The sequence below is a fragment of the Ruegeria sp. L11 genome (assembly GCF_056531755.1).
The window spans coordinates 88,006-100,790 of sequence record NZ_JBQFMI010000003.1; the positions used below are offsets into that span (position 1 = coordinate 88,006).

Below are 12,785 nucleotides of genomic sequence, written 5' to 3' on the forward strand. Positions count from 1 at the left end.
GAATTGCCAAGCAAAGCGTCTACAAATCTAGGGACACCTCATTGCACCCATCGTGCTTCTTGCGCTTTCTATGGTTTGTACCCATCTTCGGTGTATGGACCTAATATACCCAATAAATTTCGTCGGCCACGATGAGTGGATAGACAGTGGATACGAACCCAAACTGGCGCATGGCGACGTCGTCACTCGCGACGGTGAAGTTCTCGGAAGCTGGCGAGTCGTAGATTACGACTCCAAAGACGAATATTCGAGTGGGCGCTTTGAGTTCATCTTGAACGGGGCAAGTGCGGTGAAATTCTCTGAGGATTTTGCGATGCTCGATGTCCGGACCAGCCGTGGGTTCACGTTATCAAACCTGACAAGAGCAATCCGCGCATGGCACCAAAATGAACAGCAATGAGAATTGGCCCACGTTTGCTTGCCTTGGTTGGGGGTCATTGATCTGGGAGCCTGGAGGCCTGCCCATTTCGCACGAATGGCACGGAGACGGACCAGACCTGCCGCTTGAATTCGCGCGAAAATCAAAGGATGGCCGCATGACACTTATTGTGTGTAAGCAGGGTACTCTGTGTTCGACACTTTGGAACACTTTGTCATCTACATCGCTAGATGAAGCGCGCGAGGCACTTGCCGAGCGCGAAGGCCTTCCAAGTACTAAGAATGCAGCATTTTGGACTGGTTCTGGCTCATCTGGTCACCATGGTGCGGAGCTTGTTGGGGCTTGGGCGAATAAACGTGGCTTCGCGGGCGTCGTATGGACTGGTCTTCCCCCAAAATCACCAGTCACGGATCAGAACGACGACCATCCGTCAATTGAGGATGTCATCTCGCATCTTCGCGGTCTCAAGGGAAACTCTGCGGTTCGGGCCGAAGAGTACGTTCGCAGAGCTCCAAACCAGATTTCGACTTCATACCGAGCTCGCATTATCGAAGAGTTCGGTTGGAACTGACTGATCCATCGTAGAATTCCAAACCAAGGTCGGCTCTAAAGACGCTGCAATGCCGCATCGGTTGGCAAGGCCAATGTCCTCAATTGGTCGTTCATGAAATTGCGAGCCGGTGACGGGCAGGTACGAAAGGCGGCGAGAACTGTTCTACGGATCATTCATCGCTTGTGTGGGCGGGTTGTGTGCCAATGGGCTGGCGCCTCGCTGACAGGCTGGGTTCAGGGGCGCAGCGCCTGATCGACATTTTGCGGGTGGGTGCGTCAGCAGCCGGGCCCCGCAAAATAATATTCGGTCACCAATACTTAGCGAGAACCACGAAGTTGGATCATGATGGATCAACTTAGGTCATTTTCCCGACCCCGATATCAGTCTGACGTGAAACGAAACACAGCCTTGGATTGTGGCGGGTCAGACACCGCATTCTGGGGGACTAGCGCGGCAACACCAAGCGCACGGTCGAGATCTCGCCGCGCTGAGGCTTCGATGTCGCGCCACGCTGGGGTTGCTTCAATTGTCCCCGCCAGAGTGTCAGGCCGTGAGGGCCAGCCGAACATCCGCTGCGCCGTGCGGGCGATCCGGTCTGCCAGTTCTTCCCACCGGAACCAGCGGGGTATCGCGGCGGCCAACCGGCTGGTCCAGTCCGTCACCATTGCCAGCATGTCGCGAAACCTCTCCGAAAGGCTGACACCCGGAGAGTCTGCGCTCAACGCATCGAGCCCCTCAAGAATGATCGGATCGACGCAGGCATGAAGTGCCGCGTTTTCATCGGCGTTTCGGGCCGGATAGCCACGCGGGTCTGTCCGGCGATCCAGACGCGCCAGCAGACGTTCATCTGTTTCTGCGACAGCAAGTGCGCTGATCAAACCTTCCGCTGCCAACCTCTGCCCAAGTTCAGCTTCTTGCAGCCACTGCGCAGCCGAGCGCTGTGAAGCGGCCAGCTCGCGTGCTTCGGCCTGCTCGGCCCGATCGTTGGCTGACGTCGCGCGTCGTTCTGCTTTTTCCGCATCCTTCAGGAGTGCGATACGGTTCTGCTCAGCCTTCCAGGTTGTCCTGTCTAGGCGGCGGCGCTTTGGCCCGGTGCGGGCCTGCCCGTGTTTTGATCCGACCTCGCTGTGATAGCGATCCTGCCAAGTGCTCATCACCCTCCGATAAGATCGCGATGGCGATCCTGACCAGCGATTCCTTATGTGCTCGTCCTGGGCAACGTGCCCTTCATGGCACAGCTTTGAATTCATGCGCGGGTTGGCGTCTGAGATCAGGGGCAAGGCGAGAATATGCAGGTGCGGATGAGACTCATCGCGGTGTTCGACGATCGTCATGACTTCGAGGCTGTTCGCCTCTGCATCGCGCTTGGCGAAGGCAATCACGGCTTCGCGCCACGCCTGATATTCTTCATTATCCGCGTCTTCGACGGTATCGGGATAGCTGAACACCGATGCCACCAGAACGTGCGTATCGACACGGATCCCGCGCAGTTCGGCCTTCTGGTCGGGGCATTGCTTGCGCAATTTTCTTAAGACCCGGTTCTGCTCGGCCACGCGTGCCTCGATCATGCCAATCAGGTCGCGCGGCTGCATCCCTTCTAGGATGCCGGGAGGCTGAGGGCATGGAACATACGGACAAGCACCCTCCAGCCGCTCAAGCTCTTCGATGATCGAGCGAACGGACCTGCTCTTGGAATTACCTTTCTGGCTGTAGGTTTGCTTATGGGCGAAGATAGATTTTCCCGTTACTGGCGGCACGTCAGTCATGGCACCCACCTTTAGCGAAAGCGATCAGTTCACCCAGCAGCCGGTCAAGAACGGCACTTTGGCGTGCTTCGCTCCGCACCATGCTGATGAACGCCGCAGCAGTATCCCTCACCCGGTATTTATCAGAGCGCCCAGCATTGTGATCGGCCACCAAAAGGCACAGAGCTGCCCTCGATCCGCCCAAAATCTCGCACTGGCGCTGCCAGATACCCTGCGCGATACCGATCTGACAGCCGCGCTCCCGCGCCGCCAGCTTAAGGCTTCGCCATGTTGCTGATCCCCCTGGCTCACCCATCGCGTAAAACTCAATAAGCTCACGAAACTCCAGGCCAGCCAGTCGCAAAGCAAGCGCGGGGCTGACGCGCACCGGCCGCGCTTCGCACTGCTTCTCAGCCCTACAGGTTTTATTGATATTTTCTTTACTTGTATTGGGTGGGGGTGAAATGTCGCACTGGTGGGGCTTTTCACCCCTACGGACTTCCGCAGAAAAATCTTCCCAGACCTCTTCCAAGGCTTCGGCCACCTGCTTCAGGCGCTCGAAGCTCTGAATGGTAGACGGGCGGCGGTTCGGCAGGATTTCTTCAGCGGCCTTTATTGCACCCTCGAAGCACAGCCTGCGAATGTCTCCGAACAGCTTTTTGATCCGGGCGCGCAGCCGTTCGGCCTCCTCCTCTTCAAAGGTCGCCATTCGAGCCGCCGCCTGAATCTCGGCGGCACGCGCAATCAGGGGCGCGAGGTTGATCCCGAATTCGTGGCCGATCCTGCCATCTCTTCGGGAGCCTACGCGGCGACTGTGATCGGAAGCTGATTTCGCCAGAAAGCCCCGCTCAATTAAACTAGCCTCGATCCGTGCGACCTGCCGCCGGTCAAGCCCGGCCTGCGATGCGGTTTTCGTTATCGAAATCCAGAAACCGCAAATCCGGCCAGCAACGTAATCTTCATCCATTATGTTGGAGATCGCGACCTTCAGATAGGCGATTGCGCCCTTGCTGAGTCCGAGCTGCCGCCGGGCTCTCTCGATCAATCCAAAGAACTGCCAGCGCGTCATGCCCTCCGGGAGGCCACCATGCGTAAGATGCTGCGTCATGACAGCACCTCTTTTCTGGACGGCATCTCTCTGGTGATGCTATAAGCGTCGGGAAAGTCGGATACTTTCACATGCACTTTGACCCCGGTTTCGGTTGCCGCCGAGCCGGGGTTTTCATTTGGGCTGCACCTGGCCGCAGCAGCGTGAAGAGCGGATATCTGTACAGGTTTTGTACAGACGAAGCCCGGATTCCGTCCGAAATGGACCGGAAAATCATGCAAACTGCTGCATGAAGCTCCAAGGTTAATCCGGCAGTCATTTGATTTTAAATAAGAATTTGGTGACCCCGGCAGGATTCGAACCTGCAACCTGCCCCTTAGGAGGGGGCTGCTCTATCCAGTTGAGCCACGGGGCCGTGCCAGGCTCTCTGTAACCGGGATTTTCCGGGTTGTCATCGCCTTTGCACAATTGTTGTACACACTGACCTGTTCACGCTACCATCGGACAAAACAACAACGCAGGTGCCTCCCGTGAACAGTGAAACCAAACGCCCGCTTACCCTTCGTGATGTGTCCGAGGCTTCCGGAGTATCCGAGATGACGGTAAGCCGGGTTCTGCGTAACCGGGGGGATGTGTCTGACGCCACCCGCACCCGCGTTCTGGCCGCCGCCAAAGAGCTTGGCTATGTCCCCAACAAGATCGCGGGCGCATTGGCGTCCAGTCGGGTTAATCTGATCGCGGTGATCATCCCTTCGCTTTCGAACATGGTCTTCCCCGAGGTGATGACGGGCATCAACCAGGTGTTGGAAGACACCGAATTGCAACCCGTGGTCGGGGTAACCGATTATCTGCCCGAGAAAGAGGAAAAAGTGCTGTACGAGATGCTCTCGTGGCGGCCCTCTGGCGTGATCATTGCGGGGCTTGAACATACCGAAGCTGCGCGCGCCATGCTGGATTCGGCGGGTATTCCAGTGGTCGAGATCATGGACACGGATGGCAAGCCGGTGGATGCGATGGTGGGGATCTCACACCGCCGCGCGGGGCGCGAAATGGCGCAGGCAATCCTGAAGGCCGGATATCAGCATATCGGTTTCATGGGCACCAAGATGCCACTGGATCACCGCGCACGGAAGCGGTTCGAAGGCTTTACCGAAGTTCTTGGCAAACACGGGATCGAGATCGAGGATCGCGAGTTCTACTCCGGTGGATCGGCCCTGGCCAAGGGGCGCGAAATGACCCAGGCTATGCTGGAACGCTCGCCCGAGCTGGATTTTCTGTATTACTCGAACGATATGATCGGGGCCGGTGGTCTGCTGTACCTGTTGGAACAGGGTATCGATATTCCGGGACAGATCGGCCTGGCAGGCTTTAACAATGTCGAGCTTTTGCAGGGCCTGCCCCGAAAACTCGCGACGATGGATGCCTGTCGTCTGGAAATCGGCCGTCAAGCTGCCCAGATCATCGCCGAACGTCTGGAAAATCCTGATACCGAGATCGAGACACGCGTTACTCTGACCCCCACGATCAGTTATGGTGACACGCTGAAACGGCGATGAACACATCCCTGAAAAGGCTCGACAACCGGACGGCACGAGCCATCTTCATGGACCGACACGCGTTGGGTGAACAACCCTCGGGCTCGGCCAAAGGTTCCGCGCTTCTGGACCTGATCCACCGGCTTGGGTTCGTTCAGCTTGACAGCATCAACACCGTTGCCCGTGCCCACGACATGATCCTGTTCTCGCGCCGGCCCGCCTATCGCAGCGCCAATCTTAAAAGGCTCTATGAAAGGGACAATGCGCTATTCGAGCATTGGACGCATGACGCGGCGGTCATTCCGATGGAGTTCTATCAGCATTGGCATCTGCGCTTTCAGCGGGATGCGGATATGTTGAAGGCGCGGTGGAAGAACTGGCGGCGGGATGGGTTCGAACAGCAGTTTGACACAGTGCTGCAACACATCCGCGACCATGGGGCGGTGTCGTCCTCGGATGTTGGCAAGGATGAAAAGAAGGGCTCGGGCGGGTGGTGGGACTGGCACCCATCGAAAACCGCGTTGGAGTATCTGTGGCGCTCGGGTGCCCTCACTGTCGTCGGTCGGGATGGGTTCCAGAAACGCTATGATCTGACAGAGCGCGTGATTGAAACACATCTCTGCCCCGGCAGCACGCCCTGTGATGCCGAGGCGACGCTGGATTGGCTGTGCAACGCCGCATTGGACCGCCTGGGATTTGCAACATCCGGAGAGTTGGCGGCTTTCTGGGACACCGTCAGCGCGGCTGAGGCAAAAGACTGGTGCGCAGCGGCGCTGGAAAGTGGCGACATTGAAGAAATCGAGGTTACCTGTGCCGATGGGCGCTTGCGCAAGACATTCGCACGCCCAGATCTGACGGCCGAAGTACCGCAGCCACCAGGCCGCATTCGCGTGCTCAGCCCGTTTGACCCCATGCTGCGCGACCGCAACCGGGCCGAGCGGCTGTTCGGCTTTCATTACCGCATCGAGGTTTTCGTCCCCGAGGCCAAACGAACTTATGGATACTACGTTTTTCCGCTGCTCGAAGGCGACCGTATGATTGGCCGTATCGATATGAAGGCCCACCGCGATCGTGATCTGCTGCACGTCAAAGCGCTCTGGCCCGAGCGCGGGTTGCGCTGGTCAGATGCCCGTACCCGACGCCTGAACGCCGAGCTGGACCGGGTGCGGCGACTTGCTGGTGTGGAACATGTAACGTTCGCCAAGGACTGGCTGAAAGAACCTATTTAGGGTCTATTCTGCGTCTGACAGAGTCAACTTGACCGGCTCCAGCCCATCAATCTCACCTGTCAGAACATCCCCTGCAACGACTGGGCCAACACCAGCCGGTGTACCGGTCAGGATCAGGTCACCGGGGCGCAGGCGGTAAAAGCCGGACAGGTGCATGACAATCTCGTCGATCTTCCAGATCAGCTCCTCCAGGGTCGCGTTCTGGCGCAACTCTCCGTTTACGCTTAGCTGAATGCGTTTGTCATCCTCCGGGATCCAGTCGGCAGCTGGCGTCAACGGGGCAAAGACCGCTCCGTTTTCTACGTCCTTTCCCAGATCCCAGGGCCGCTGCTTGTTGCGCTCGCGGATTTGCAGATCACGGCGCGTCATATCCAGGGCGCAGCCATAGGCATAAACGGCTTCCCACGCCTGCGCACTGGTGGCGCGAAACACGGGCTTTCCAATGGCCAATGCCAATTCCATCTCATGATGGTAATTCTGGGTCCCGGCAGGATAAGGAACCGTCGCACCCGAGAGTACGGCGTTCGGGGCGGATTTGGTGAAGTAGAAAGGTGCCTCGCGATCCACCTCATTCCCCATTTCTGCGGCATGGGCGGCATAATTTCGACCGACGCAGAAGATCCGTCCAATGGGATATCCGGCTGCCGCGCCGACAACGGGGATGGTGATCGGGTCCGGAAGCGAAAAAAGGCTGTTTGGCATGATAATCCCTGAAGGTTGCGTAGCTGCCATATTACGTCTGCCAGACCCTCCAGCAAGCCCGGAAAACACGCTGTATTTCGCCAATCTCGAAGTGGTGTTTCAGCGTGAAACGGCTCAATTCTGACCTGATTGACTGACGCCGTGTCAAAAATTGGTTTCATCAGTTTTTATGGTCTCACCAGTACACAAACAGGTCGAAACAACTCTTGGCTCAGTCAAAAGCCGGGCAAAATCCTCAGGTAGTCAGGACCGCTCCGATTTCGGTGCGGTGCCAAAATTCAGAACAGCAGCTTTGGTAAAGCATTTCACCAAAGTGACGTCGGCAAACCATAGGCTGACCCATTTACCGGTCGGCAACTGCCTAAATCAGTTTCGGAGAGTATAGGTGCAAGGCCCCTCCCCCAAGGGCCGAAAGACCCTGTTCAGAGCCACATTATAGGCTTTTCATATACTCCGAAGCACAGGCCGGACCGTCAGGTTTGACGTAACCGGTCTTGGGCCAGGCACCAACGACCAGTCCGGGTCTGGCCGCCCCGTCGGAGACTCCCCCTACAGTTTCCGGCGGGGTCACTGCCGACGACACCGGATGCAGTGCCAATAATCAGGATTCGAGGTCCTTCAACTCGTTCAGCAGATCCAGCAGTAACTCATGCTTGTCCGGTCCAAGCTGAGATCGAATACGTTCCGCCTGTGCCGTGCTTGCAGCCAGATTGGCACGAATGATCTGAACCCCTTTTGTGCTGATCTCAACAACCTGACGCCGTCGGTCTGCCGGATGGCTGCGCCGCGTGATCAGTCCGCGGGTCTCCAGCTTTTGCAGAATGCGTGTCAGGCTTGGCAGCAGCAGGCAGGCGCGATCAGCGATATGGGTCGGCTCTTGCGGGCCTTCTTCGTTCAACACCCGCAACACGCGCCACTGCTGTTCCGTGACGCCAGCGTCAGCCAGCATTGCTCGAATGGGTCCCATAACCTTTTCCCGCGCACGCAAAAGCGCAATGGGCAAAGATCGCGACGTCAGAGGGAGATCGTCGGTCATAGAAAAATTATCACCGAAATCCGGGATATAAGCAAGCAACCAGACACACGGCAGCAGCGCCCACACCCGTATTCGCACGTTATGCGAGCCGATTTCAGGCTGGACAATTAGGAACGACCGTTGATGATGCGACCGAGGTCCATTTCATGTCCTTCTCACCTGCACCGGCTCAAATATGAGGTTTCAGCATGTCAGCCCCAAAGAATATGTTTAAACAGGCTCTAATAAAGGGTGAACAGCAGATTGGTTGCTGGATGAGCTTTGCTGAATCCGTCACCGCCGAGATCATGGGAACCGCGGGTTTCGATTGGCTGGTGATCGATGGTGAACATGCGCCAAATGATATCCGCTCGATCCGGGATCAACTGACAGCTTTGGCCAGCAGCGCATCTCATCCCGTTGTGCGGGTCCCTGTTGGAGAGACCTGGATGATCAAGATGGTTCTGGATGCCGGTGCCCAGACAGTGCTGGTTCCAGTCGTTGAAAGCGCCGCGCAGGCGCAGGATCTGGTCCGTGCCTGCCGTTATCCGCCGGACGGGGTGCGGGGTGTTGGTGCAGCGGCATCGCGCGCCACGATGTATGGGGCGACAAGCGACTACATCCAGACCGCAGATCAGGAAATCTGCCTGTTGTTGCAGGTGGAAACCCGCGCCGGAGTGGCCGCGTTGGATGACATTCTTCAAGTCGAAGGTGTGGATGGCGTTTTCATCGGTCCCGCTGATCTGTCAACCGACATGGGGTACAAGGGCAACAGCGCCGCACCCGAGGTGCGCGAGGTCATCGCGGACGCCCTGGCCCGGATCAAGGCCGCAGGCAAAGCGCCGGGCATCCTTGCCACCAATGACGAAGCACGTCAGGCCTATCTGGACATGGGCGCCCAATTTCTGGCGGTCGGCATTGATGTGATGCTGCTGGCACAGGCGGCACGCGCGCTGGCCGCGCAGTGGAAACCATCCTAAACAGTCAATTGCGCATGGCCGCAGCGGCCTGCGCATAGCCGCCCGAGGCTCCATCAACAAAATGCACATGGTCATCCCGTGTGGCCGAGGGGACGATACATGTCATCATCGCCTCGTCCTGTGCGTGCAAACCGTATCTGATTTTCCCACGGCGACGCGCCTCTTCAAGCAGGTGTTCGATTTGGCGCAATGTGTCCGGATCGCAGTCGAGCGTCATTTTCAGCCCGTCATCAAACTTTCGGTAATCGGCATTACTACTGACCATATGTCTGTAATGGTCCGGCTCAAAGCGTCCCATCCGCAGGCCAGTTTTGAACAATACCGCGATCAACAGGTTTTGAACCAGTAGGACGAGCTTGTGCAAAATCACATGACGCCCGTTGCGCGACACATGTGCGTCGATGTCAAGGCCGGGTGGAGGCCATGTCATGGGCGGACCCTTTTCCGACACCGGATGGCCAGCACGCTCAAGCGCTTCCGACGCGGACAAGACGGATTGCGCAAGATCGGCAAAGTCCCGTTCGGTTGCTGACGGTGTGGGCTGTACGACCAGTGAAACGATCTGACCGTGACGGGCCGGGCTGTTGGACCACCTGCAAGAAAGGCCTGTCAGATCCGGCTGCGCACCTGGCCCTGCGGGTGTGACCATATTTTGCCCGGCTTTCATCCCGGCCTCGGCCCAGGCCAGACCGCCGCCGGAAAACATGGCGTAATCCACTCCGGCAGAGGGTGCATAGCGCGCAACACGCAGATCCTTACCCGCTTTGCGAATATCAGCCACCGACACCAGCGCCGCCCGTAATGGCATGGAGAACTCTTCATCCGCCCAGCGCCGCAAATCCGCCAGCGTAGTCCGGGCGGTTTCAGCTTTTCCGGGTGGAACAGCAAACCCAGCCCCATCGCCGCCAAAGACGTATGGAAACAGCGCGCCGTCCATTGCATTGATCATGGCCGAAATTACCGCAGCGCCCACAGTATTGACGGTCTTGTACCGGCCCCGCGCGATTTCGCCTGTTGAATCGACAATGTCAGCAACACCCAGAACCCAATCATCGGGCAGTTTTGAAAACTGTGCGGGGTCTGCCAGGCGGGTAAAATCGCGCTGCAAGGGAAGGTTTTCGTAAAATGTGAACTGGAGGTCTTTCATGCTCCCCCTCGGAATCAATGTTTTGACAAAGATAGCCGGAAGGCGAGCCATGTCCTGACTTTGAAACATAATACACAGGCTTGTGCGTTGCATCACGGCGTGCCAAGCATTTTCCTCGGACGAGCAGGAAAGGGCTGAAGATGCAGGCAGGTTTGGTGGTTTTATGCCTGGGCTATGTGCTCAGCCAATTTTTCCGCGCTTTCCTTGCGGTTCTCAGCCTGGATCTGGAACGTGATATCAGTGCCATGCCCGAAGATTTGGCCTTTGCTTCCGGTCTTTGGTTTATTGTATTCGCCGTCATGCAGATCCCGGTCGGATGGGCGCTGGACAGGATTGGTCCCCGCCTCACGTCCGCCGCGCTGCTTCTGGTGGGCGGGGCAGGTGGAGCGGCGGTTTTTGCAGCCGCAACAACGCCCCTGCACATCAGCATAGCCATGGGCCTGATCGGTGTCGGGTGCTCTCCGGTCCTAATGGCCTCCTACTATATCTTTGCGCGTGAATACCCCCCGGCGCGGTTTGCCACATTGGCCGCCGTGATGTTGGGCGCAGGGTCCGTTGGAAATCTGGTGGCTTCTTATCCAACCGCGCTTGCCGTGGAATGGATGGGGTGGCGCGCAACGATGGTCGGGCTGGCCACAGTGTCCGCCGCAATCGCATTGGGCCTGTGGCTGACTGTTCACGACCCGGCGAAGGTCGAAACAGAACACAAGGGATCCCTGCTGGATCTGCTGAAGGAGCCTGCCCTGTGGCTGATCCTGCCCTTGATGCTGGTTGCTTACGCCCCCTCTGCTGCGCTGCGAGGGCTTTGGGCCGGGCCTTACCTGAACGATGTCTTTGGCTTAAGTGCCACTCAGATCGGCACTGCAACGCTGATCATGGGTGCGGCTATGATTGCGGGCACTTTTGTCTACGGACCGCTGGACCGCGTTTTTGGTACCCGGAAATGGGTGGTTTTCGCTGGCAACGCACTGGGCGCAGCTGCGTTGGGCTTGCTCTGCTTGTGGATCGAGGATGCAACATGGCTGTCTGTCCTGCTGATGGCCGTAATCGGCTTTACCGGTGCCAGCTTTCCGGTCATCATGGCCCATGGTCGGGCCTTTGTGCCTCCGCATCTGGTGGGGCGTGGTGTGACATTGCTGAATCTTTTCGGCATCGGCGGCGTTGGCATTGCTCAATTCGTCACCGGACGTATTCACGCAGCCACCGTGCAAGACGGATCAACGGCACCCTACACCGCAATATTCGGGTTTTTTGCGGTCACCCTTGCCATTGGTTGCGTGATCTATCTATTCAGCCGGGATAGTGTGGATTGACGCAGCCATCAGGAGAGCCTGTTGAAAGACCCCATTGTCATAGCCCCAAATCTAAAACGTAGACTTTCGGGCGTAACAGCGACCATCGCACGGCTGGTTCCGCTGCAGGCGCAATGGATCGACATCGCCGCCACTGGACCGGGTCTGCCCGCCGACACGCCGCACATCCCGCTGGGTCGACTGCCTTTCCTGTCGCGTCGTAAAAGGCGGGTCTGGCACGCACGCCGCAACACCGAGATGTTGCTGGGGCTCATCCTGCGCGATGTGTTCCGGTTAAAGCTCAAAATGCTGTTCACAAGCGCGTCCCAAAGGCCGCACACAGGCTATACCAAATGGCTGATCGGAAAGATGGATGCGGTCGTTGCAACCTCGCGCAAAACCGCAGGGTATCTTGAGCGAGACTCGCAGGTGGTGATGCATGGCATCAACCTAGAAGACTTCGTTCCGCCTTCAGACAAGGCCGCCGTCCGTGCTCGGCTGGGGCTGCCGGATGGGGTACTGTTAGGGTGTTACGGCCGTATTCGACACCAAAAAGGCACGGATGCCTTTGTCGACGCCATGATTGACGTGTGCGGGCGGTTCGACGCAGTGTCAGGCATCGTCATGGGCCGGGCAACCGAGAAACACACCGCCTTTCTGGCCGAACTGAAGGATAAGGTCGCAAAGGCTGGCTTGTCGGATCGCATCCTTTTCAAGCCCGAGGTGACCGTAGATCAGATTGCTGAATGGTATCAGGTTCTGGACCTGTTTGTTGCGCCACAAAGGTGGGAGGGATTTGGTTTGACCCCACTCGAAGCAATGGCCTGCGGTGTTCCGGTTGTAGCCACAGATGTCGGTGCGTTCTCCGAGATCATTACTGATCCATCCTTTGGCAAGGTGGTGGCCCCCGATGATGTTCCCGCCTTGGTCGAGGCGATTGCCCAGATGCTGAAATGCAATGATTCCCTGTCACAAGCGGGTCAGGCATCCCGCACCCATGTCGAGCAGAATTTTGACATTCAGGGCGAAGCAAAGACGCTGGTTGCGCTATATGAACGACTTTTGAACGATTGAACCGCTTGAATTCAGCATCAGTCGTTGAAAACCCCGCTGATAGCCCTTTTTTCTTCGCCGCAACGCGGCTATGAACGCGCGTCCTT

Annotated in this window: 11 protein-coding genes and 1 tRNA gene; 6 read left to right on the forward strand and 6 right to left on the reverse strand. The window is 57.6% G+C overall.

All coding sequences use genetic code 11. The features are described 5' to 3' along the window. Positions 1–94: 94 nt before the first annotated feature. Positions 95–400: a hypothetical protein gene (locus ACR0CE_RS08645; protein ID WP_480831932.1), complete on the forward strand. Its 306-nt coding sequence runs from the start codon at positions 95–97 to the stop codon at positions 398–400. A 912-nt stretch (positions 401–1,312) separates the two neighbouring features. On the opposite strand, the gene ACR0CE_RS08650 is transcribed toward ACR0CE_RS08645, so the two are convergent. The 3 genes from ACR0CE_RS08650 to ACR0CE_RS08660 all read right to left on the reverse strand — a co-directional run bounded on the left by ACR0CE_RS08650 (position 1,313) and on the right by ACR0CE_RS08660 (position 4,140). Further along, positions 1,313–2,698, reverse strand: a complete 1,386-nt coding sequence (locus ACR0CE_RS08650) for a plasmid recombination protein (RefSeq protein WP_480482402.1) — start codon at positions 2,696–2,698, stop codon at positions 1,313–1,315. Continuing rightward, positions 2,691–3,785 carry a helix-turn-helix domain-containing protein gene (locus ACR0CE_RS08655; protein WP_480831934.1) on the reverse strand — a complete coding sequence of 365 codons (1,095 nt, stop codon included), beginning with the start codon at positions 3,783–3,785 and terminating at the stop codon, positions 2,691–2,693. The genes ACR0CE_RS08650 and ACR0CE_RS08655 overlap by 8 nt, the downstream gene beginning before the upstream one ends. A 278-nt stretch (positions 3,786–4,063) precedes the next feature. Beyond that, positions 4,064–4,140, reverse strand: a tRNA-Arg gene (locus ACR0CE_RS08660). Positions 4,141–4,255: 115 nt separating this feature from the next. Between ACR0CE_RS08660 and ACR0CE_RS08665 the strand changes: the two genes are divergently transcribed. Beyond that, on the forward strand, positions 4,256–5,281 hold the full coding sequence (locus ACR0CE_RS08665) for a LacI family DNA-binding transcriptional regulator (protein WP_267366879.1): 1,026 nt from the start codon (positions 4,256–4,258) through the stop codon (positions 5,279–5,281). After that, the gene (locus ACR0CE_RS08670; protein WP_480831936.1) at positions 5,278–6,489 is read left to right on the forward strand and encodes a winged helix-turn-helix domain-containing protein; all 1,212 of its coding nucleotides are present in this window, start codon (positions 5,278–5,280) and stop codon (positions 6,487–6,489) included. The genes ACR0CE_RS08665 and ACR0CE_RS08670 overlap by 4 nt, the downstream gene beginning before the upstream one ends. 3 nt (positions 6,490–6,492) lie before the next feature. Here ACR0CE_RS08670 and ACR0CE_RS08675 read toward each other — a convergent pair whose 3' ends face one another. Continuing rightward, positions 6,493–7,191, reverse strand: coding sequence for a fumarylacetoacetate hydrolase family protein (locus ACR0CE_RS08675; RefSeq protein WP_480831938.1), 699 nt, complete (start codon positions 7,189–7,191; stop codon positions 6,493–6,495). 601 nt (positions 7,192–7,792) lie between these two features. Then, complete coding sequence (gene hpaR, locus ACR0CE_RS08680; RefSeq protein WP_209506956.1) at positions 7,793–8,227, reverse strand: homoprotocatechuate degradation operon regulator HpaR; 435 nt, start codon at positions 8,225–8,227, stop codon at positions 7,793–7,795. Between the two features lie 188 nt (positions 8,228–8,415). Here hpaR and ACR0CE_RS08685 point away from each other — a divergent pair, with 188 nt between their 5' ends. Next, on the forward strand, positions 8,416–9,186 hold the full coding sequence (locus ACR0CE_RS08685) for an HpcH/HpaI aldolase family protein (protein ID WP_480831940.1): 771 nt from the start codon (positions 8,416–8,418) through the stop codon (positions 9,184–9,186). A gap of 4 nt (positions 9,187–9,190) precedes the next feature. Here ACR0CE_RS08685 and ACR0CE_RS08690 read toward each other — a convergent pair whose 3' ends face one another. Continuing rightward, positions 9,191–10,333, reverse strand: a complete 1,143-nt coding sequence (locus ACR0CE_RS08690; protein WP_480831942.1) for a DUF3095 domain-containing protein — start codon at positions 10,331–10,333, stop codon at positions 9,191–9,193. Between the two features lie 140 nt (positions 10,334–10,473). Between ACR0CE_RS08690 and ACR0CE_RS08695 the strand changes: the two genes are divergently transcribed. Together ACR0CE_RS08695 and ACR0CE_RS08700 are read left to right on the forward strand one after the other, a co-directional pair. After that, on the forward strand, positions 10,474–11,646 hold the full coding sequence (locus ACR0CE_RS08695) for an MFS transporter (RefSeq protein ID WP_480482416.1): 1,173 nt from the start codon (positions 10,474–10,476) through the stop codon (positions 11,644–11,646). Between the two features lie 21 nt (positions 11,647–11,667). Then, positions 11,668–12,699, forward strand: coding sequence for a glycosyltransferase family 4 protein (locus ACR0CE_RS08700; RefSeq protein ID WP_480831944.1), 1,032 nt, complete (start codon positions 11,668–11,670; stop codon positions 12,697–12,699). The last annotated feature ends 86 nt before the right edge of the window (positions 12,700–12,785 follow it).